Raw genomic sequence first — 23292 nt, forward strand, 5'->3', positions numbered from 1 at the left:
CGTTATATGAAGAACCATCTTATTTATCGCAATGTCTTCGGGATTATTTAGAATAAAAATATGAGGGGATCTTTAAGCCCTTATGGCCAAACGTGGAACCTGATGACGAATTAACCTTTTTCATCGATAAAAATGGCACCAGCCGATTCTATAAAGGTAAAACCTTACTAGGAGTGATTAATGACATTCAGTTTGGTCAAGCTTTCATGGGAATCTGGCTGTCTAAAAACACATCGGAGCCTAAATTGAGACAAGCACTATTAGGAGATAAAACATGAAGATAATAATCAGTTTTTTGCCATCTTGCTACTTAATGCTTGTGGTTCAGCCCACCTAGACGACTATAAAGGCACCCTACCCGAGTTAAAACTAGAAACCTTTTTTGAAGGAAAGCTCAAAGCTTATGGTATGGTCTTTGACCGCTCTGGAAAATTATTGCGTCGATTTAACGTTGATCTACAAGCAAATTGGCAGAACAACACAGGCACCATTAAAGAATGGTTTATTTTTGATGACGGTGAGAAATCCACTCGTGTTTGGACCATAAACAAAATAGCCGAAAATCATTATCAAGGACATGCCTCAGATGTCATCGGCACGGCCAAAGGTCGCACTGAAGGTGCCGCTCTGTATTGGCAATACGATATGATGATCCCAGTGGATGGAGAATCGTATCAAATCACTCTGGATGATTGGATGTTTCTTATTGATAAAAAAAAGATTATTCAATAAAACAGACATGTCAAAATGGGGGTTTAAAGTGGGCGAGATTATCCTATATATCGAAAAAATTTAATTCTATTTCACTAAATAGTAATCCAAATACCAAGTGCAAACGTACAATACTTAAGGAAGATAAAAAAAGAGGGCTTGTTATGAAAACGTTCGCACTTAAACTATACGATTTTTACAATTACATCTTTGACTCCAGTAAAAATCCCCTACGGCATATTCCCGATCCTGTCAGTCGATTCTATATCATGACAATTTTAGCCATCATGTGGAGTATCACTTTTGCCGCCTATCTTGGCAGCATCATTTATTTTGGGATCAGTCTAGCGGCACACATCATTATATTATTGATGTTCTTCTTCACCATGGCGGTATTTTATGATGCTGAAAAAAACAACACTTCATGGCTTATCAAATTACGAAAGGACAATTCGTAACAAGCCTTTATTAATCCTCTCAGCTTCTCTGAGAGGAAAACAATAACGGGTCACCGCAGCCACATTCACTCTAAAAAACTAACTTATTTATAACGCAATTGAACGTAATATTTTTTTCAATTAAATAAAGCCAACAGCATGAATGAGAAATTTTTAATCCTACTCGTTAACACGGCTTGAAATAGAATAGTCGTTTTAGGTTATTTCCCTTTTGTTTTTTTTGCGCGATCTTCCAAAGCCAACACCTCATGCAATGGCCCTTGACACAAAAGGTTATTAGCATTTTCAACATTCCATTGCGCCAAAACAAAAGGAGAGTTATGTCCATACTCAAACACATAAAGCTTAAGCATAGGTTGTTTACACTTTCATTGGTCTTCATATCCACTATGGTCATATCCACTATGGTCATGGCCAAAGGACATGAGAAAACCATCGAAGTTGAACGAGAAGTCTTAGCCCATCGAGGTGCATCTGGGGATTATCCACAAAGTACCTCCCTCGCCTTTCAAATGGCACTTGAGCAAGGTGCTGATATTCTTGAAATGGATGTTCACCTCTCACTCGATGGCCATGTTATCGTCAATCACGACAAAGATTTTAGTCAAACCACGGACAGTGATGATAAAGTCGCCGATCTCACTTTAGCCGATATTAAAGCCTTAGATGCCGGATACATGTTCAGCAAAGATGGCGGAGAAACCTACCCTTTTCGTGCCACTGGGTTAGAAGTATTAACCCTAGAAGAGGTCATTGCCTATTTTCCTTTTCATCAACTCAGCATTGAAATGAAAGTCAATGACGAGCAACTTGCCGATACGCTATGGGCCATTTTGGACAGAAATGGGCTACATCATCAAGCGACGGTTGCAAGCCAATACACTAAAGCTCTGAAGCATTTTCGCACTGTGAGCAATAATAGTATTCAAACCAGCGCCAGTATCAGTGAATTAACCGGCCTGAGTTTAGCTTGGGCTGCGGGACTGGGTGGCATATATTCGGCCAACTTTGAATTAGCCCAAATTCCCTATGCCATGATAAGCAGACCATTTCTCTCTTTTTTACAGGACAAAGGGATCACCAGCCATGTCTGGACAGTCAACGAAATTGATAAAATCCAACGCGCTTTTGACTTAGGCGCTGTGGGTGTGATTGGCGACTACCCTGACCGCATTGTACAAGTATTAATCGAACGAGGTGAGCGTTAGCAATTTTGCGCGATAGGTCAATGCTCACATTGCGGCTCGTTTTCCCTTTGCTGTAGCCGCAGTTTTACCCTTTGATGTTCTACTCTTTTTACTCGCTGATCGGCCTTTGCGTTTTTTAAACGGGTTTTCACTTTTTAACCCCTGAAGAGCGGTGGGTAATTGACTTCCGGCAAGCTGTATTTGACTGTGTAGACTCTCAATAAGCGGTAACATAAAGGCTTTATAGGTGGTTTCTTTTTGACTAATGCTATTGAGTTTACTCTCCCATAACGCCGTCATATCAGGTGTTGTGGCACTTTCAGGCAGGCTATTGATTAAGCCTTTCCCCACTTCTGTCGCCACAATCGTTTTACCCTGCCTGACTAAAAACCCTCTTTTAAAAAGCAGTTCAATAATGCCTGCACGGGTTGCTTCTGTGCCTAAGCCATCCGTGTCTTTTAAAATTTTACGGATCGAGGGATCAGTCACATAACGCCCAATGCCCGTCATGGCGCTCAATAAGCTCGCATCATTAAAGGCTTTAGGGGCTTGAGTCTGTTTTTCAATGACCTCTCCTTGCTGACAAAAAAGCACTTGCCCTTTGACCAATGGAGGTAATAAAGCCACTTGGGGAGCATCATTCTTTTTATCTTGTTTTTCTTTTTGATAATGAAAAAGTTGTTTCCAGCCCAATGCCCCTTCTTGCTTCGCTTTTGTACAAAAACGGCCACCTTCAATGATCACCTCAACCGAAGTTTCTTTATAGCAATAGGCACCATAAAATTGCGCTAAATATTGCCGCGCGATCTGTAAATAAACCTGTCGCTCAAATGGCGTCAAACTCGCTAATACCGCTGGCTTTTCAGTGGGAATAATGGCGTGATGGGCATCCACTTTCTTATCATTCCAGGCTTTAGATTTAAGACTTGCATTGGGTTTATCACACCCAGTTAATAGCTCACTGGCTCCTCGCTCAATCCCTTGAATAACGGCAGGTGCTAGTTGATGTTGCTCCTTGGGAAGATACCGGCTATCAGATCGCGGATAAGTGATCAATTTATGTTTTTCATATAACGACTGGCAAGTGTCTAATACGGACTTTGCACTCATTGAAAAACGTTTAGCAGCATCGATTTGTAAAGCGGATAAATTATAAGGTAGAGGCGCGGCTTGCTGCTTATCCACAGATTTGACTTGTTCAATCACCGCCTCTTTTTGAGTAATACGGCCAGCAACATTTTCGGCCAGTCCTTTTGATAATAATCGATTCTCTTCATCCATATAAGGCTCACAGGCTTTACTCGGCTGCCATTTAGCACAAAAAGCCACCTTATCCTGAGTCAATAAATGAGCTAACACTTCATAAAATGGCTTAGGAATAAAATGCGCGATGGATTCGTCTCGGCGGACAACCAACCCCAGTAAAGGCGTTTGCACACGTCCTACCGACAATACCCCTTGATAACCGACTTTACGCCCTTGAAGAGTATAGGCCCGTGTCATATTCATGCCATAAAGCCAATCCGCTCTAGCACGGGCAAGGGCTGACACTGACAAAGGAATGAAATCACGATTACTTCGAAGTTGCCCTAATGCCCGTTTAACCGCTTTTGGATTTAAATCACTGATGAGTAACCGCTGTGCAGCGTGTAATTTGTCCCCTTTTATGCCTAAGTGAGCAATCAATTCATCAACGAGTAACTGACCTTCTCTATCTGGATCGCCTGCATTTACAAGTTGACTCGCTTGTTTAACTAATCGCCTTAAAACGGCGATTTGACCGCGCATTTTAGCCTTAGGAACCACTTTCCAGTCTGACGGAACAATCGGTAAATGTTCAAACTTCCAAGACTTATAGGCATCATCATAAGCATCTGGCTCAGCTTGCTCTAATAAATGTCCAATACACCAAGAGACACAGTCTCCATTTGCCGCTTGAATATACCCCTCCAATTTCTTGAGGGGTTTAGGCAACACATCGGCAATTGCTCGCCCTAGGCTGGGCTTCTCGGCAATATATAAAATCATAGGAAAGACTAACATTACTGTATAAAATTACAGTAATGTTAGTCAAAAGCTTGATTAAGTGCAAGTATTCTCGTTTACGATCAATCTATTTACTTGACGTAGAAGGCAGATTCTTCGCATTATCAAATTTCAATCTTGCGACATTTCCTGCAGGCGTGAAACCAAAAACTTGTCCATAAAAGGACAATTCAGAATGTAAAATATCCATTTTACTTTTCATTGTCACTAAATCTGGAGAGTCTCCTTCAAACTCCATATAAGCAATGGGGACACCTTTATTTTTCAACTCTTTATAGATATATTTCGACTGCTCGGCAGGGATCATATAATCCTTCATGCCTTGAATAAACAACAAAGGTTCCGCTAAGCCTTTTAAATAAAATAATGCCGTATGATCATGATAATAGTCATCATTTCCTATAAGCCTTTTAATATAACTGGCCTCAAATTTGTGCGTCTCTTTTTCAAAAAGCTCCACATTGCTGATCCCAGAATAAATCACGCCTGCTTTAAAAGTATTATAAAAAGCCAATGCCGATAATGCCGATAAGCCTTCTTCTCTAAAGCCTTTAATCGCCAACTTAGTCCCATCAACTAAGCCCTTATTGACTAAATACCCTGCCGCTCTCACTGCATCTTCTGAGTCATACTTGCCCCAATGGCCATATAAACTATCACGGTATTTACGGCCAAATCCTGAACTACCTCGATAATTTAAATCAAAAACAGCAATCCCTCGACTCGTCCAAAATTGAATATCACGGCGATAAGCTCGGCTGGCTTTATTCGTCGGTCCACTGTGTAACATCACAAGTAAAGGTGGGCGCGTCTCTTCAGGGCCAACAAAGTCAGGGTTTTTTGGCGCATAAAAGTAGCCGTAGGCTGTTTGCTTATTGCCACTTTTAAAACTCATGCTTTCACCATGAGAAATATAATCGCTGTCCACTTCGGGTACGGGAGGGGAATAAACCTGTTGGGCCATATTGCCCACCACTTTGTAGATCCCTTTTTCAGGGGTTTCCTTCTCTCCGACAAAATATATACCATCAAAACCCTTAATCACTTGAGTGATCTCTGCAAAATCAACATCAATAGGCTCTGCTCTTCCCGTGGTCATATCGATTCTAACGAGCCCTGCAGCCCCTTTGCTGCTGTAGCTGGCAATTAAACTTGTCGAACTTTCAAAAGCATAATTATGGTTGCCCATTTTCCAATCTGGCACGGCAAACTCTGCTTTATGAGCATAAACAATTTCTGCTCGGCCTTTATCGTTAATACGATAAAGATTCCACCAATTATTAAAGTCAGCAACAAAATATAAACGACCATCGGGACTAAACAAAGGTTGAGTGATCGAGCCTTTGAGATTAGCGATTAATCGACGAGCATGGACAATTTCTCCTTTAGGATCAACATCAGCCGTCCACAGCTCAGTATGATCCCAAGGCATATTAGGGTGTTGCCAAGCAATCCAAGCTATCTGTTTTTGATCCGGAGATAAAACGGGAGACGAATAAAAATCAGCGCCGCTCACTAACACTTTGGTTTTATCAGCATAACTGACATTAATCCCCACTAGACGCGTCACCGGCTCACCTTCTTGGCGGTGATCTTCTTGAACACAAATTAAACGCGCACCACGGGTTTGAAAAATACAATCAGAATAACGTGTCTCTGGCGGTGTTAATGGAACAGGCTCTTGATTCGGTGCAATACGATAAAGACGTTGATCACTGAATTTACTCGCAAATAAAGTTTGTCCTATCCCTAATACAGGTGCTCCTCCATATTCATTAACCCGGGTTCTCACATCAAAATCGGCATTAATGACTTCTGTCACTGTGCCATCAATATTCAGTTTTTTAACACTTCTTCGTCCTTGAAGCGCCGCATTAGACTGAATAAAATAAATCCCATCATCAATCGCTTGCAGCTCAGTAATATCATCAGACAGCCCATAAACGTCTTCAGCGGTAATGGGAGACTCCCAGCTACCATAACGAGCAACTTGTACCCCTTCGGGTAACATTTCTTTTTCAACGGTGGCTGAGCGATCACAACCTGATATCAAGGCCAATAGCCCAATCATGAACCCCAACCTAACGCCTAAAAGCTGTTTCATTCTCTCCCCTAAAACCTCCTTGTTGTGATAAATATCCCCCAACCCTAGGATACCACTATAATGACAATTAATTTAACTCACCGAAACAAGATTAAATGTATTTTCAGTACCAAACGATAGTTCAACACTGACTAACGCTGGTTAGCGCTTTCTGAGTACCCAACGCACAAGACCCGCACGCTGTTTCTCGTTTAACCCAAAAAAAATGCAAATCCAAGGTGACAACAAAGTATACCAAGGAATGATACTCTTCTGCTCACTGGAAAACAGAAAATAAAAAAAACCAGAATAAATGATAACAACGCCAGTACATCCCACAAACAGCATCATCTGTTTTGTCACCTTTTCCAACCACTCCATGACTCAGCCCAGTTCATTTAAACTTGAGACTATTATGACTCAAATCGAAAGTGATATTCAATTCTAACTTGCGACTTAAGTAGATATACACAGGTATTCAGTAAAAAAGGTCATGGCGTTAAACACCATGACCTTTTTCTCTTGATTCACAAGCCAATAAAATAACTTTTGCGTATTTCATTTTAAGCTAATCAATAACCCTTAAGCGCTATTCATGCCCTTTTCTTTGATTATCTGTAGCTTAAATAAATTAATGACAGTGAACAATATAAAAGATAAACATAAAATATCAGTTTATCAATTAGTTAACTCATGATTCATGAGCAATACCAACACGCAATGAACTAAGCTTTACAGCCTTATTCCACCATCAATTTCAAACACTCGACCATTAACATAATCATTTTCGATGATAAAACGTACCGTTGTGGCAATTTCTTCCGCTTGTCCTAAACGACCGGCGGGGATCATTTGAATCATTCGGCTCAGCGCTTCAGGCTTCATGCTCGCTGTCATTTCTGTTTCAATCACACCAGGAGCCACGGCCGCACTGCGAATACCATAACGAGCAAGCTCTTTTGCCCAACCAACTGACATGGCCGCCACGCCGGCTTTTGAGGCAGAATAATTCGACTGTCCTATATTGCCAGCCTTCGCTAAACTTGAAATATTGATGATCACACCCGATTGCTCCGTTTCTATCATCGCAGCCGCCGCTTCACGACCACATAAAAAACTGCCTGTCAAGTTCACATTGATCACCGCTTGAAATTGCTCAAAAGACATGCGCTCTGTCACTTGTCCCTCTTTGGCTTTTAACAGCATACCGTCACGTAAAATGCCCGCATTATTAACCAGTACGTTCACCTGTCCAAAGTCTTCTTTAATAAACTGAAAACCTGCCACCACATCTTCTTCATCTGTAATATCCAGTGCATACCCTTGCACTTCGGTCGATGCACCTAAATTGGCACATGCTTTTTCAAGTTTTTCTTGATCTACGTCGATAAGTGCCAATTTCGCGCCAGCACTGGCAAAATCTTGCGCCATTGCAAAACCTAATCCACCCGCGCCACCGGTAATAACCACCACCTTATCTTTTAAATCCATTGTGTTACCCTTTCTTATTAAACTCTTCAAAAATACTAGAAAAATCAAGTTGACCATAGCCCTTTCGTCCATGGTTCACATATAAACTGCGTGCCAATGCCCCCATAGGTGTACTTGAATTTGAAGCAATTGTCGCTTCTTGTGACAAGCCTAAATCCTTAATCATCAAGTCCACCATAAAACCACCTTGATATCCATGAGAAGAAGGCACATTGGGCATCACATTTGGACAGGGATTATATTTCTCTAATGTCCAATTTCCTCCACTACTCACTTTCATAATCTCAGACAAAATCTTAGGATCTAACCCATGATCTATGCCTAATTGCAGTGACTCAGATGTCCCTATCATCAACACCGACAGCAGCATATTATTGCATATCTTAGCAATTTGTCCTGCCCCTGCGCCACCTGCATGAAAGATATGGCTTCCCATAATTGATAAGGTCGCATGAGCCTGCTTAAATCCTTTATCCGTTCCACCACAAATAAAGGTTAATGTGCCAGCAGCAGCGCCAGCTGTTCCTCCTGATACAGGCGCATCGACAAACTCAATGCCTTTACTCGTCGCCACTTCAGCCACTGCTCTGGCACTTTGTGCATCAATAGTTGAACAGTCGATGAGTAGCGTATCTTTAGCAACCACATCGAGTAAACCAGGCTTATCATCTTGACCTAAATATAAACTTCGTACATGGGCACCTGCAGGTAACATAGACACCACCACATCGGCACTGGCTGCGGCCCCACAAGCACTACTGGCCATGAATGCCCCTTGCTGGACTAATTCCGTCATCGCCTCAGGCACAAGATCAAACACTTTAACAGTAACACCCGCCTTCACTAAATTAAGCGCCATTGGCTGGCCCATATGCCCTAATCCGATAAATGCTACAGTATTCATTCAACTTGCTCCTTTATTGATGTCACATCTATTTTGTTATCGCCAGATCCCGTAGTGGATGAAGCTCATTCTTCCACGGTGAGCGAAGTAACTGTTCCGCCGCCGCTTCACATTCAGCATTGAGTTCAACAAATTGCCATATAGGCTTTCTATCCTTGTCAATCAATAACGCTCTTACCCCTTCTTTAAAATCGCCAAACGCACTGCAATTAACACTCAGGCCTAACTCAAATTGAAATACCTCCGCTAAGGTCAAACTATCACTCAACTGCGACTGGGCATAAATCAATAACCAACTCAGCGGACTGCCTTTTAAAAAGGTGGTGAGACTTTTTTGCAGCCAATCTTCTGTCGGCTTCAACTGTTGAGCACGACTCACAATCTCAGCTAAATTGCCAGCCATTAAGGCATCGATCTTTGTTTGCTCAAGAAGTAATCGGCTTTTCTCACTGGCATGACTCTGGTGCTTGTCAAACAAAGCATTTAACTGTGTATGGTGTTGCTCAATGTTTTTTTGTTGCCAAGGTAATGTCTGCAAAGCATCCAATATGGTGTTTTTGTCTTGACTGGTGAGTCGATGCGTTGCCATCTTCACATAAAGCGCATCGGCATCATTCATTTGATAAGCTGTTAAGCCTAAGAAAAGCCCTATTTTACCCGGCATTCGATGTAAAAAATAACTGCCTCCCACATCGGGATACAGGCCTATTGTCACTTCTGGCATGGCAATACGTGAACGCTCTGTGACAATGCGATGACTGCCACCCACCATTAAGCCTAACCCGCCTCCCATCACTATGCCATCCCCCCATACAATCACAGGTTTTTCAAAGCAATGTAATAAATAATCTAAGCGATATTCTTGTTCAAAAAAATGCAATGCTTCTTGAGTAACGGCATTGGGTGCCATCATTCCCGCTTGATAAATCGCACGCACATCTCCGCCCGCACAAAATGCTTTCTCTCCCGCGCCTTCAAGTAATACACACACTATACTAGGATCTTCTTTCCAGCGTGTTAATTGCGTCAACATGGCACTGACCATATCAAGATTTAATGCATTCAATGCCGCTTCACAATTAAGGATCACTCGGCCAATAGCATGGCCATCTTGAGTCGGCAAAGTGCTAAAAATCACATTTTGGGTTGATAATACCTCTTTCACTTCATCCTCCTTCATTGCCCTAATTGCCTGTTTCATGCTTTCCCCTTACTCACTGAATTTATATGACACTCACAGCATGTTCATCCAATAAACGTCTTGCAATAATTAAGCGCATAATTTCATTGGTACCTTCTAATATTTGATGGACTCGTACATCCCGCACATGTCGCTCTAATGGATATTCTTGAATATAACCATAGCCACCATGAATTTGTAGGGCACTATCACACACTTGAAAACCAATATCGGTGGCAAATCGTTTCGCCATGGCGCAATAAGTGGTTGCCTGAGCATCTCCTTCATCGAGTTTAAAGGCCGCTAGCCTTACCATATTACGTGCAGCAACCAGCTCCGTTGCCATATCAGCCAATTTAAACTGTAGTGCTTGAAAAGCCGCCAAAGGTTTACCAAATTGCTCACGCTCATGCATATAATTTATCGCTCTATCTAAGGCGGCTTGGGCTGTGCCCACCGAACACGTGGCAATGTTAATCCGCCCGCCATCAAGTCCTTTCATCGCAAAGGTAAAACCTTGCCCTTCCTCGCCCAACAGGTGACTCACTGGTACTCGCACTTCATCAAAGGCGATTTGCGCAGTAGGCTGCGCATTCCAGCCCATTTTATCTTCTGCTTTACCAAAGCTGACTCCTTCGGCGCTCGCGGGCACAGCTATCGCAGAAATGCCCTTTGGACCGGCTTCACCTGTTCGACACATGACCACTAAGAGATCCGTTGCTCCTGCACCTGAAATAAACATTTTTGCTCCAGAGATCACATATTCATCCCCTTCTCGAACCGCTTTTGTTTTTAGCGCAGCCGCATCACTCCCCGCTCCCGCCTCTGTTAAACAATATGACGCTAAAGCCGCACCACTGGTCAAGGACTCTGACCACTGCTGCCTTAATGAACCACTGCCAAAACAGGTCACCATCCAAGTGGCCATATTATGTATCGTCAACATAGCCGTTGTTGACGTACACCCTTTTGCCAACGCTTCAAAAATCAGCACGGCATCCAGTCGAGACAAACCTAAGCCCCCTTCAGTTTCAGGACTATAAAGCCCACAAAATCCAAGCTCGCCTGCTTTTTCGATAACCTCACGGGGAAAATAATGCGCTTTATCCCATTGGGCAGCAAAAGGTGCCAATTCTTCTCTGGAAAATTGATTGGCTAATTCAACAAATTGGCGTTGGTCGTCATTAAGGTTAAAGTTCATTCGGGTACTCCTGTCACGCTCTCGCTTGGATCGACAACTGATATTCATTCCAACAAAATTATCCATTCATTTCATTGGGGTTGGTTTAAAAAGTGTTGATATAATATTTAATCATTGATTATAAAGGGAAATTAACCCCCATCATTTTAATCCTATCGTCATATTAGGGCTAGATGCGATTTCAATGTCGGACTCAAACCACCTGGCCGTAATGGTTTTCGTTTCAGTATAAAATCGCACAGCTTGCTTACCGTAAGCATGTTGATCCCCATAAAAACTGCCTTTCCATCCCGTAAATGAAAAGAAAGGTAATGGCACAGGAATAGGCACATTAATGCCCACTTGACCCACTTCAATCTCATATTGATATTTTCTTGCTGCAGCCCCTGAAGCCGTAAAGATAGAGGTGCCGTTACCATATGGACTGGCATTAACAATTTCGATAGCCTCATCAAGAGAATCGGCATGCATGCAAGATAAAACAGGGCCAAAAATTTCCTCTTTATAAATCGCCATGTCTTGAGTGACATTATCAAACAAGGTCGGTCCAACCCAGTTACCCTTTTCAAAACCCGGTACACTAAAATTACGCCCATCAAGCAAACACTCAGCTCCCTCTTCGATCCCCTGACCAATTAAATCGATGACTCGCGCTTTCGCAGCTGGGCTAATAAGCGGGCCATATCCCGCTGCTTTATCATTCCATAATCCCGGTTTAACATTAGCAATCGCCGCCTTGAGTTCAGGGATCCAGGTCTTTGCTTCTCCCACAAAAACCGCAACCGATAGCGCCATACAACGTTGACCCGCAGCGCCAACAGATGCTCCCACCAAATGATTAATCACTTGTTGTTTATTCGCATCAGGCATGATCACACAATGGTTTTTCGCGCCAGCAAAAGCTTGCACACGTTTTAAATGATCGGTTCCGGTTTTATACACATACTGACCCACAGCCACCGAACCCACAAAAGATAAGGCTTTGACATCAGGATGGCGCAGCAAAATATCAACAGCGGTTTTATCGCCATGAATAAGCTGTAATACTCCCTTAGGTGCCCCCGCTTTCTCAAATAACTCCACCAGACGCTGTGGTGTCATAGGATCTTGCTCAGAAGGTTTCAATACAAAGGTATTGCCACAGGCTACCGCAAGCGGAAACATCCATAATGGGATCATGGCAGGAAAATTAAAGGGCGTAATGCCCGCACAAACACCTAAAGGTTGAGTATAGCTATAAGTATCAATAGAGCGGGCCACATTCTCAACTGTCTCTCCCATCATGAGTGAGGCGATATTGCAGGCATGCTCAGCCACTTCAATGCCTCGCCAAACATCCCCTTTGGCGTCATCAAAGGTTTTACCTGTTTCCAAAGCTAAAATGGTCGCAAGCTCATCGTGATGTTCTTTTAATAAATGCTGATACTTCAACATGACTCGAGCGCGCTCAGATATGGGCACTTCCTTCCAAGACTTAAACGCTTGCTTAGCACTGGCAATTGCGGTTTCAACTTCATTCTCAGTCGCCGCATTCACTACCGCAATAGGCTGATTATTAGCCGGATTTGTCACTGTGATCTGAGTGTGACCTTGGCCAAGAACAAACTGGCCATCGATATAATGTTTAACTTGAGCTGTCATTTTCAATCCTTTACTTAAACACACCAATAAATATTCACCGGCTTTAGTATCCAATCTGTTCTATCACTTAAACATCCATTCAAACATTTAAACTTCGATCGCCATGGCGGTTGCTTCTCCGCCCCCGATACACAAAGAAGCCACTCCTCGCTTGAGTCCTCGTGCTTTTAACGCATAAATCAAGGTCACTATTAGTCGCGCACCTGAGCAGCCAATAGGATGACCTAACGCACATGCACCGCCATTGACATTGACCTTTTCGGCATTTAAACCTAACTCTGAAATCGCCAACATAGTCACCATGGCGAAGGCTTCATTAATTTCAAATAAATCCACCTCATCGAATGACCAATTAAGATTGTCCAATAGTTTGGCCATGGCACCGACAGGGGCCGTTGTAAACATCGCAGGATCTTGAGAATGTGTGCTGTGACCTTTAATCGTTGCCAGCACCTCTAAACCTTGCTTGTTCGCTTGCTCACGAGACATTAAAAGTAATGCTGCCGCACCATCAGAAATAGAACTGGAATTTGCCGCGGTAATAGTGCCATCTTTGGCAAAAGCAGGACGCAAAGTGGGAATTTTTTCAGGACGTGCATTACTGGGTTGCTCATCGGTATCAAAAACCTGCTCACCTTTACGGCTCGATACTGTCACAGGAGTAATTTCTTGCTTAAATAAACCAAGTTCTATGGCTAAGTTTGCTTTTTCAAGGGAGCCTAGCGCAAATGCATCCATCGCCTCACGACTCAGGCTAAATTCATCTGCCGTTGCCTGAGCAAAACTGCCCATTGCACCGCCGGTATAGGCATCTTCTAAGCCATCAAGAAACATATGATCTAACACTTTGCCATGGCCCATGCGCATGCCACTGCGGGCTTTATCTAATAAATAAGGGGCTTGGCTCATGCTCTCCATACCACCCGCAATCACAATATTGACACTCCCCGCCTTAATTAAATCATGTCCTAACATCACAGCTTTCATTCCAGAGCCACACACTTTATTCAATGTTGTCGCGCCAACAGATAACGGCAACTGAGCACCTAATGCCGCTTGACGCGCGGGTGCTTGCCCAAGGCCCGCTGGTAGCACACAGCCCATTAGCACTTCATCGATCAGTTCAGGATGAATATTGGCTTGTGCCATCATGCCCTGTATTGCCGTGCTCGCAAGCTTAGGCGCAGAAACACTGGATAACCCACCTTGAAAGCCCCCCATAGGGGTACGTTTGGCTGCCACAATAACAATGTCTGAATTTGCTTGTACGCTACTCATATTTCACTCCGAAAATCTTTCTGCTCACACTACCGCTTCAAACCAAAAAAAGATCAGTTATCCCATTCAAACTCGATAACGGTATATTCTGTTGGACAAAAATCCTAAACAACACTGTGACGTTTACGCTAACGTAAAGCAAGGTTTGAGCGAAAAAATAACAAAAAAATTCATCATTCGGTTGTCACTCCACATTTACAGTCAAATGAAACCCGACAAGATGATCAATTCAATAAGGTACAATGAAGGAGAGAAAACCTAAGGCCTGTTGATATCTAGATCGAAGATAAACGCAAAGAAGATACACGTAAATCAAAAGAGCGCGATAAAATAACGGTCATCAAACAAGATTAAGTTACTGATCCAATCTTAGCTTATACATTACTTTATCAATCTTTAACCTTGAAATAATTGAATAACATTCAAAAAGTCATACTGACGACAATAAAACCAATCAAAGGCCAAAAGTATGACCCCTATCAAACTAAAAAGTGTCGCCAGCTTAATGCTATTATTTCCACTGCTCTTAAGCGGATGCGGTTCTGACTCATCCAGTGACACTGAAAACTCCACAAGCTCTGATACATCGAGTGAAACTGACAGCAGTGACGATAGCACTGATGATACGGCCTATGTGTTATATGCTCCACTCTCATCAACATCCACTTATTTAGTTGATGAAGACAACAATCAAAAGTATGAATGGACGAGCGATTATAAACCCGGTCAAGTCACTTACCTTGACAGCGAAGGTTATCTCCTGCGTACAGGCTATGATGCAAATAATATCGAAACCAATGATAATTCTTTTTATCAAACCCAGCCTGGATTTAACTTTGGCGGCGTCGTGGAGCGTAGCCATATTGATGCCAATACCGGTGATACTGTCATTGACTGGACATTAAATTATCAGGACGATCTCGGCGGCGACTATAATGTAGAAATGCCCCATCACGATATTGCCGTTTTACCCAATGGTAATATATTAATGTTAGTCTGGGTAAGAAAATCTTATGATGAAGCCGTTGCGGCTGGCAGAAATCCCGATGAAATGACGCAAGATGATGGCATATTGTCAGAGCGGATCATTGAAGTACAAGGTACCGAAAGTGATGATGGCAGCAACAGCTGGGAGATTGTTTGGCAGTGGAATGCTTGGGATCATTTAGTACAAAATCAATATGCCGATGAAGCCAATTACACCGATGAAGATCTACTGAATTTCCCCAATAAAATTGATGTTAACTATATCACTTCCAATACCGATGATATTTTTCACTTAAATAATATCTTCTATATTGAAGACTATGATCAAATCATCGTTTCATCCAATACCTATAGCGAACTGTGGGTCATAGATCATTCAACCACAACGGCACAAGCAGCAACATCAACAGATGGCACTTACAATAAAGGCGGGGACTTACTCTATCGTTGGGGAAACCCTCAAGCCTATGGTTATGGTAATGATACTTATACCTTCTTAAATGGTGTTCACGATGTGAATCTCGTTCTAGACTCCAGCGCCAGCAATGGATTCGGCACTTTTTTGATGTATAACAATAACAAACAAGAAACCAGTAGCCAAGTGATTGAAATAACGCCGCCTATTGATAGCGACGGTAATTATACATTAGGTAGCGACAGTGAAGGCATCAATAACCTCTACGGTCCCTTTACCACTGACTTAGCCGCCGATATTGGCTATCAAGAAAACAGCGTGGGCTCAGCAGAAAAACTCTCTACGGGAGGGTATATCACTTGTGATTGCGGAGGAGACGGGCGAGCGGTTTGGATGGACAGTGACGGCAGCGTCATTGATGAAATGGATCCCTCTACCAATACCACAGGACATAGCGGCCCCGTCTTTAGATTGTATCAATTCCTAGGCAGTGACGATGAAATTCAAGGCATAGAAAAATAATCGACTTGAGGGAGAGTCACATCTCCCAATTAAGCAGTATATTGTTAAGCCATTGATTAAATATACGAAAAACTAGTTCATGGGCCACATTGTTCATGAACTGGTTTTTTGTTTGCAATTGATAAACTGAACCTAAATCTATCTGACTCGATATTTAGCAAGCCTTAGATTAAGATTTTTCCCCGCGAATATAATCTGTTATTTTGTCAGCATGTTGTTTAATTAAACCTTGAACAGAACCGAATGCAGTAGGGTTTTTAGACACGACTTTTAACTCAGCAAGCACATCACCAGTATTTTTATCCTTAATTAACACCTGACTCGTAATATTATCTGAGCCTGCCATAGCCCCTAGCAGTGCTCTGGAGGCACCGTGACGCATATAATAATGAGTAAAAGTGACTTCAATCACTTTATCTGATGCCTCATTGACTAATTGGAGTTTTTTCAAGTTCTCATCAAATTGTGTTTTAAAGATTTGCATCCCTTTCTCAGTCACATTAGCCTCATCAATAATCTCATAAGAAAATAATGTGGTTTCTTGGTAATGATAATCTTTTAATACACTTAAACGTGTTCCTGCACATCCAGTAACACATACCATTAATAATACGACACTTATTAATCGACAAATTTTCATTTCTATCCCTAAACTGCTCTTTTAATTATTATAAAAAGATGCTTAATACATTGAATTTTATTATTTTAAATATTAACACCTCTATTTTAGAGCGCATCATACACCAAACAATACAACTTGTTAACAAAATAATCTTATTCATCAACTTTCAATCCACTTGGATACCTATTCCTCAGTTACGGGTATACCACATTGCCAATAGCAAGAGTGAATTCATCACAATCAAGAAATAAGCAGGAAAGAGTGGCGCATTAAAATAGGTGATCCCTGACAGTAAAATCAGTGGCGTTAAACCCGAACCCACGCCTGTTGCTAAGTTATAAATGAGACCAACGGCAGAATAACGAGTATTCGCTGGAAACAAGCTAGCCAACAATGACAGTGCATTGCCAAAACCTAAGCCCAACACCACAGCGCTTAACAAAAGCGCCCACAATAAATACGTCGTGGCATGCACATAAATAATAAAAATAGGCAGGGCACTACATAAAGTCACAATGGAGAAAATAACCAATAAAGTCAATTGATTGAATTTATCTGCCCAATATCCTACGAGCACGCACAATATCGCGCCGATGAACATAGCCAAGGCTTGTAGGAAACTCGTATTATCATGAAACTGTATCACCTGATTAAGATAAGTTGGTAAAAAAATAAATAACACGGCGCCAGGTAAACAGCTGACTAACACAAACACTAAGGCCACTAGCATTCGCTTTTTTTGTCGCTTAAAGAGAGAAACTATCGGGTATTGAGTCGTTTTATCCATAAAAGGCACAAATGAAGGCAGTGCCAACAGCCGTTTTCTTAAAAAATAAGCTATGATCCCAAACAAGCCCCCTATCCAAAAAGGCAAACGCCAGCCCCACTGAGCAATACTGGCTTGACTTAATAGCCCATGCATCATAGCTTGTAAAAATAACCCTAATGTCGTCCCCGTTAACAAAAAGCAAAAAATAATCCCGCAACACAAGCCACGCCGCTCAGGCCAGTACTCACTCATATAAGTAATAGCACCTGGCACTTCTCCTCCAATAGAGAGTCCTTGTAATAAACGACATAACACCAATAACATAGGCGCGAGTGCACCAACTTGTACATACGTTGGCAATAAGCCAATCATAAAGGTACAGAAACCGATCAATAAAATAGCCACAGTCAAGCTGGTTTTTCGCCCATATTTGTCACCAAAATGACCAAATATCACACCTCCCAATGGTCTCGCCAAATAGCCGATGGCAAAAGCAGAAAAGGTCGCCAGCAAAGCGCTAACGGGATCATGATGAGGGAAAAAAGCTTGGGAAATCGGCACAGAAAATAACGCAAAAATGACAAAGTCAAAATACTCCAACATGCCGCCTAAACTCGACAGTAGTAACACACGTCGTTTTTCATAAACTTGTGGCATATGGGCGTCCTTTTACTGGCGATATTAACGTTTTAAGAAAACTGACAGGATGATTTAATTTTAACTGGCTTCAATCATCCCTATTCCTGTAATAGATTCACGTCCAACAGTTATAATGTAAACAAAGCGTTAATTGAAAACGCAAGCTGAATGGGATAAGTTCATTGACAAGGCTGATAGAATAAACTCGCTCACAACCTCAGCCTATTAACCTTAGCTGGCAGCAGGCAAGCTATCAAAAAATCATATGAATAATATAAGTCAGCTTGCGATAACATCTTTTTATTAGCAAGCTAACGCCAACTGATCTCAGCAAAAGCCTTTCAAGCAAAAGCCTTTCAAGCAAAAGTAAAACACTTTATTTTATTCTAAAGGTGTCCGTTCACGGCTATCAACAGCCATACCTAATGCAATTTCCTTAAGTTCAAAAGTCATATTTCTGATCGGGAAGTTACGTATATTCGCTAATACGATGACTGTCAATTTGTCATCCGTATAACGATGAAGGTTTGAGAGAAAACCATCCATTGAGCCACCATGCCTTATTAAGGTGCCAGTACCCTCGTTGGCAGCGGCCCGTTGATACGCTTGCACTCGAAACCCATAACCATAATGCCCAAACGCTTCGCTCTCACCATTAAAAAGTAATGCCTTGCTTGACTCAGATAATAGCTTGGTGCCATATAAAGCGCGATCCCAAGCCAATAGATCATCGACAGTCGAATAAATATCGCCGGAGCCTAGCGCATACGAAACAATATTTTCATCTCGACTTATCCCCAATAAATGTTTGCGATAGCCGCTCGCTCTGTTCTTTGGAATACTCGCTAGACGTTCAACACCCGATCCAGTCATGTTTAATGGCAGAAATGTTTTTTCATTAAGCACCTGTGCAAACGTCTTACCCGTCACATTCTCGATGGCAATCGCGGCCAAGTGATAATTCAAATTGGAATATTGATATTGAGTACCAGGTGTAAAAGCCAAGTGAGCTGTATTGATGATTGCTAAGATCTCAGCAGAAGAAATGTCTTTTTCCTCGAAAGCCATTAGTCTTTCTAAATGTGATGGTAATCCGGATTGATGCTTAAGCAACTTATGTAAAGTTAAATCTTTGGCCAGATTTTTATCTAAATGGGGTATATATGTACTCAGCGGTGCATGTAAATCCAACTTCCCTTCTTCCATAAGTTGAAGCACCGTTATTGCTGTGAATGATTTAGTCAGTGAACCTATCAAAAACTTAGTGTCGAGGGCATTGAGTACTTTTTTGCTCTCATCGGCATAACCATACGCCGCTTCAAAAATAACATCACCCTCTTTTGCCACCAATACGACACCTCTAAAATCATCTTCTTCGACATATTGCTTAATATGATGATCAATTATTTGCGGCATCATTTTAGTTTTATCTGCAAAACTCGAATAACTGAAAAAAAGCAGTAATGTGGTGAGCATCATCTGGTTAAACATAGTCAATTCCTTTGTATATGTTCAGTGGGAGTATGGCTATTATGCTAGGTAGGAAACTGATAATCTTAAATAATAGCCCTGAAGTTAATGAAATAACATAAACAATAATCAAAAATAAAACAATAACAAAGTATGACTATTGGCTTTGCATCTTTCCTATCTTCCAATAAACAAGCACAACTTCAGGCAATGACCACCATCAATAGCATCAATCACCTCTCGTTAAAATACGGTCAAGCAGCCTCGTTGATACCAAACGGCGCAGATAACCAAAAAGATAAGTGGGCTTTGTCACATAATAACGCGGCTTAGGGTTGGCACTTTTCATGATAGTTAAAAGCGGTTTTAATACCGCCTCGGGCCCTAATGTAAAAGGCGTGGTTGGCTTTTTGCTCCCTAGACGTGACAAGGTCTGCTGATAATTATCTTTGTGCCGTGAAGCGTCGATATCAATGAATTGCTCAATAGCGCTCAGTGAGTTGGCTCTAAATTGGCTTTCAATGGGGCCAGGCTCTATTAAACTCACCGAAATTGGCGTATCCATCAATTCAAGTCTAAGCGTATCAGTATAACCTTCTAAGGCAAATTTACTGGCGTTATAAGCACCACGATACTTCATCGCAACCAGTCCCAGTACAGAGCTATTTTGCACAATTTTGCCCGTACCTTGCGCTAACATTACCGGAATCACCGCACGGGTGAGTTCGTGCAAACCAAATAAATTTGTTTCAAACTGCTCACGCAGCGCCTTTGTCGGTAAGTCTTCAATCGCGCCTCCCTGACCGTAAGCCGCATTATTAAAAAGCACGTCTAATGTTCCGCCAGTCAGAGCTAAGGTGGCTGCCAGCCCAATACGAATAGAATCTGCATCATTCATGTCCATTTGCACACAATTCAATCCTTTTTCCTGCAATGCGACAACATCTTCCGCTTTTCGGCAACTCGCCACCACCTTAAATCCTGCATTATGTAATTGCTCAGCACAAAAACGGCCTATGCCGCTACTGCAGCCAGTAATGAATATTGATTGGGTCATGATGCTCTCTTCACTCAATTTTTTATCAGCATAAGGAAATTGGCCGATATAACCAAGGCTTTACTTCATACCATAGGTAAAAACAAATATTCAAAGCATGTGCTTTGGATTCCAATCTCACGAATATAAAAAGACAATAATCTTTATTCTTAACAATAAAAGCGGATCCAATAAGCTCAGATAAACAACCAACAAAACGCAAAATCAATAACAAACAGAACACATCGAGATTTGATACGTCAGACTACCTTGGCACTACCCTGCCAGTATTACCTGACATATTCACTTGGACTTTTTCACCCACACGAAATATCATATTAGGATCAACTTCTTGAACAATGGAAATAACCTCGCCATTATCCAAGCGAACGGTTAAGTTGACGCCATTTCTCTCGCCCATTGCATTCGCCGCCTTTCCGCCAGCATAGCCCCCTAGCAAGCCACCACCAATGGTCGCGAGCGCAGAACCTGTCCCTCCGCCAATCGTCGAGCCCAAGACACCACCCACGGCGGCCCCAGCAACCGTTCCCACCATATTGGTCCCCGATGAGGCATCTATGGTAACAGGCTTAGTTTCTATGATTGTGCCATAGTAGACCTGTTGAACGGTTCGCGTCTCTGCAGAGCCATAACTATCCCCGTAAGGATTTGGAGTATTAGTACAGCCTGTCAAATGCATCAATGATAAAGTGAATAATACAGTGAGCAAAGTGCCGAGTTGACCTTTTATCATGATTAAAAATCCGTAATTTGTCGTCTAACTAAAAGTATAGATGGCAAACCTTGCTCACGCTCATTTTTCACTCAATATAAAAGTGATAATAAACATGATTAACTATTTGTTATCAATGAGATAAATCATTACCAAACACGTCAATAATATCTATACAATAATGAATGATTTTGAAGTTTGAATTTTTTAAGGTACCCTAATTTGGATATGTCACAACGGATTGAACATAATGGTAAAAATAATAAAAAAAAGAATATCTTACTCTTCTAACCTTATCTGCATTAATAACAAACCTTCATGCAAAAGAGCTCGCAACTATCAGTAATTACAAGCCTAATTGTATCAATGAGCAGTTAGCTCCCATCTCACTGACGGTTAATACCGAAATAAACCAATATCAAGAACCCATTGAAGAAAGCGAAGCCTTTCGAACCGCACTAAAACAACTACGCCAAGATGCAACAAAGCAAGGTGCCGACATTATTTTACTCACCCATGTTAAAAACTTCATATCAAAAAAACATAAAAAAAGTACAAAGAGTAAAATGAAATTATCAACTCAAACTCAAGCTACATTAGCCTTGATGACTGAACTTAATGCACAACTCTTCACACTGTGTGAAAATGACAAATCACTTAGCGATGAACGCACAATCTATAACCAAGATGGTTATGAAATACAGATAAAAGAGTTCAAGTATACCCTAGACTTAAGTACAGTGAAGCCCAAAACCCCGATAGAGCTTGCTAACACTATCATTTTACCTCCCGCTCATATCTCTTTTTCAACAGGTGTATATGGTATTAATCTAGGGACAAGCACTGCCAATACCGCTGAAAAGTTGGGGCCACCTAGTGTTATTATTACACTTAATAATCAAGAAGAAATGTGGGGCTACGGGCGTAACCTATGGTTTACCTATTCAGCAGATAAGCTCACGTCAATTAGCTCTGAATGGTCAAACTTAAATAGCTCCGGAAAAAATAGTATCGGTTTCAGAAGCGGATTTGATGATATTCATTGGCTAGTCGACGGAGTCGTGCCACAAAATAGTCAAATTGAACAAGTCAGAAACTCACTATCTCAATACGATATTAAAGAAAGTCAAACTGAAATCATTATTACAGAAAAAAATCGAAGTCTGAAATTAAAATTTGAAGTATTTCATCCAGAAGCAAAAAACAAACCTGAGCTCCTATTAACCCACTTCACTCTAACAGCCAGTCAACATCAAACAAAGAAAAACACTAGACCTCCCTTAACCCCTAAACAAGTACATTGGTTTTATGAGCATTTACAGCCCAAAAATGTCGAAAAACTCACTCTGAAGAGTTTGCTTAACCAGATCCCACAAACGAGCAAAATTAATATTGCCAATGATAATATGCAATGGTGGCTCGTTGGCGATAATGTCTTTTTGCAATTTGACGATAACACACTCAGTCAAGCTCATATTAAAGCATCAATATTCAAAGACAGTAAAAACAGCCCTTTTCTACAATCAATTAAGTCGCTGCAACTCCCCCTCACTAAGCAGGGCATGCTGGCATCCTATAAGAATGCTATCGACAATTATGATGAAATAGAAGTATCACAAGAACACTTTAATATCATCGCAAAATTTGAATCCGAAATGGATAATGCTGCAATGTATGATTTAATTTTCACCTATTATTAGCCGCTATAAACCCAGCTTTAATACAATTAATACTGTATTAGCGATTGATAGAATTCAATGAGAATTTAACGCCTGAGAATTCAAAGCCAACCATTATTAATCATAACCTGAAGAGGTATAGTGAATTTGGCCACCTACTTAAAGACTGTATAATCAGTTTCATATCAATATAGGTGACACAATGACGAAAAGAAAAGGTCCTAATTTTACCCCTGAGTT

The 23292-nt window shown here is 41.5% G+C and carries 21 protein-coding genes; 7 read left to right on the top strand and 14 right to left on the bottom strand.

Annotation, left to right across the window (positions count from 1 at the left end):
- The first annotated feature begins 92 nt into the window (after positions 1-92).
- The 5 genes from Q0791_RS19460 to Q0791_RS19475 all read left to right on the top strand — a co-directional run bounded on the left by Q0791_RS19460 (position 93) and on the right by Q0791_RS19475 (position 2377).
- Positions 93-278, top strand: coding sequence for a chalcone isomerase family protein (locus tag Q0791_RS19460; RefSeq protein WP_299010052.1), 186 nt, complete (start codon positions 93-95; stop codon positions 276-278).
- Between the two features lie 25 nt (positions 279-303).
- On the top strand, positions 304-732 hold the full coding sequence (locus tag Q0791_RS19465; RefSeq protein WP_366942495.1) for a DUF3833 domain-containing protein: 429 nt from the start codon (positions 304-306) through the stop codon (positions 730-732).
- A 7-nt stretch (positions 733-739) separates the two neighbouring features.
- Positions 740-796, top strand: coding sequence for a hypothetical protein (locus tag Q0791_RS25305; RefSeq protein WP_366942496.1), 57 nt, complete (start codon positions 740-742; stop codon positions 794-796).
- A gap of 79 nt (positions 797-875) precedes the next feature.
- Positions 876-1169: a hypothetical protein gene (locus tag Q0791_RS19470; RefSeq protein WP_299010055.1), complete on the top strand. Its 294-nt coding sequence runs from the start codon at positions 876-878 to the stop codon at positions 1167-1169.
- A 320-nt stretch (positions 1170-1489) separates the two neighbouring features.
- Positions 1490-2377 carry a glycerophosphodiester phosphodiesterase gene (locus Q0791_RS19475; protein WP_299010058.1) on the top strand — a complete coding sequence of 296 codons (888 nt, stop codon included), beginning with the start codon at positions 1490-1492 and terminating at the stop codon, positions 2375-2377.
- Positions 2378-2401: 24 nt separating this feature from the next.
- Here Q0791_RS19475 and Q0791_RS19480 read toward each other — a convergent pair whose 3' ends face one another.
- The 9 genes from Q0791_RS19480 to Q0791_RS19520 form a co-directional block, all read right to left on the bottom strand.
- On the bottom strand, positions 2402-4384 hold the full coding sequence (locus Q0791_RS19480; RefSeq protein ID WP_299010060.1) for a DNA topoisomerase III: 1983 nt from the start codon (positions 4382-4384) through the stop codon (positions 2402-2404).
- 85 nt (positions 4385-4469) lie between these two features.
- Entirely contained in the window at positions 4470-6506 is a 2037-nt protein-coding gene (locus tag Q0791_RS19485; RefSeq protein WP_299010063.1) for a prolyl oligopeptidase family serine peptidase, read from the bottom strand.
- A 141-nt stretch (positions 6507-6647) separates the two neighbouring features.
- The gene (locus tag Q0791_RS19490) at positions 6648-6866 is read right to left on the bottom strand and encodes a hypothetical protein (RefSeq protein WP_299010067.1); all 219 of its coding nucleotides are present in this window, start codon (positions 6864-6866) and stop codon (positions 6648-6650) included.
- 351 nt (positions 6867-7217) lie between these two features.
- Positions 7218-7976 carry an SDR family oxidoreductase gene (locus Q0791_RS19495; RefSeq protein WP_299010069.1) on the bottom strand — a complete coding sequence of 253 codons (759 nt, stop codon included), beginning with the start codon at positions 7974-7976 and terminating at the stop codon, positions 7218-7220.
- Between the two features lie 4 nt (positions 7977-7980).
- A complete protein-coding gene (gene mmsB, locus Q0791_RS19500; RefSeq protein WP_299010072.1) occupies positions 7981-8880 on the bottom strand; it encodes a 3-hydroxyisobutyrate dehydrogenase in 900 nt (299 codons plus the stop codon).
- 28 nt (positions 8881-8908) lie between these two features.
- Positions 8909-10081, bottom strand: a complete 1173-nt coding sequence (locus tag Q0791_RS19505; RefSeq protein WP_299010075.1) for an enoyl-CoA hydratase/isomerase family protein — start codon at positions 10079-10081, stop codon at positions 8909-8911.
- Positions 10082-10103: 22 nt separating this feature from the next.
- Positions 10104-11261, bottom strand: coding sequence for an acyl-CoA dehydrogenase family protein (locus Q0791_RS19510; RefSeq protein ID WP_299010078.1), 1158 nt, complete (start codon positions 11259-11261; stop codon positions 10104-10106).
- Between the two features lie 141 nt (positions 11262-11402).
- Entirely contained in the window at positions 11403-12902 is a 1500-nt protein-coding gene (locus Q0791_RS19515; protein ID WP_299010082.1) for a CoA-acylating methylmalonate-semialdehyde dehydrogenase, read from the bottom strand.
- 87 nt (positions 12903-12989) lie between these two features.
- Complete coding sequence (locus Q0791_RS19520) at positions 12990-14180, bottom strand: acetyl-CoA C-acyltransferase (RefSeq protein ID WP_299010085.1); 1191 nt, start codon at positions 14178-14180, stop codon at positions 12990-12992.
- Between the two features lie 469 nt (positions 14181-14649).
- Here Q0791_RS19520 and Q0791_RS19525 point away from each other — a divergent pair, with 469 nt between their 5' ends.
- Positions 14650-16104: an aryl-sulfate sulfotransferase gene (locus tag Q0791_RS19525; RefSeq protein ID WP_299010086.1), complete on the top strand. Its 1455-nt coding sequence runs from the start codon at positions 14650-14652 to the stop codon at positions 16102-16104.
- Between the two features lie 169 nt (positions 16105-16273).
- Here the strand turns inward: Q0791_RS19525 and Q0791_RS19530 are convergent, their stop codons facing one another.
- The 5 genes from Q0791_RS19530 to Q0791_RS19550 form a co-directional block, all read right to left on the bottom strand.
- Positions 16274-16744: a DUF4410 domain-containing protein gene (locus Q0791_RS19530; protein WP_299010089.1), complete on the bottom strand. Its 471-nt coding sequence runs from the start codon at positions 16742-16744 to the stop codon at positions 16274-16276.
- 172 nt (positions 16745-16916) lie between these two features.
- The gene (locus tag Q0791_RS19535; protein WP_299010092.1) at positions 16917-18152 is read right to left on the bottom strand and encodes an MFS transporter; all 1236 of its coding nucleotides are present in this window, start codon (positions 18150-18152) and stop codon (positions 16917-16919) included.
- Between the two features lie 363 nt (positions 18153-18515).
- Entirely contained in the window at positions 18516-19625 is a 1110-nt protein-coding gene (locus tag Q0791_RS19540; RefSeq protein ID WP_299010094.1) for a serine hydrolase, read from the bottom strand.
- 208 nt (positions 19626-19833) lie between these two features.
- Positions 19834-20661 carry an SDR family oxidoreductase gene (locus tag Q0791_RS19545; RefSeq protein WP_299010097.1) on the bottom strand — a complete coding sequence of 276 codons (828 nt, stop codon included), beginning with the start codon at positions 20659-20661 and terminating at the stop codon, positions 19834-19836.
- A gap of 244 nt (positions 20662-20905) precedes the next feature.
- Complete coding sequence (locus tag Q0791_RS19550; protein WP_299010099.1) at positions 20906-21394, bottom strand: glycine zipper 2TM domain-containing protein; 489 nt, start codon at positions 21392-21394, stop codon at positions 20906-20908.
- Between the two features lie 545 nt (positions 21395-21939).
- Between Q0791_RS19550 and Q0791_RS19555 the strand changes: the two genes are divergently transcribed.
- Complete coding sequence (locus Q0791_RS19555; protein WP_299010101.1) at positions 21940-23073, top strand: hypothetical protein; 1134 nt, start codon at positions 21940-21942, stop codon at positions 23071-23073.
- Positions 23074-23292: the final 219 nt, after the last annotated feature.

This window comes from uncultured Shewanella sp., assembly GCF_947495455.1.
In the GTDB taxonomy this organism is placed as follows: Bacteria; Pseudomonadota; Gammaproteobacteria; order Enterobacterales; family Shewanellaceae; genus Shewanella.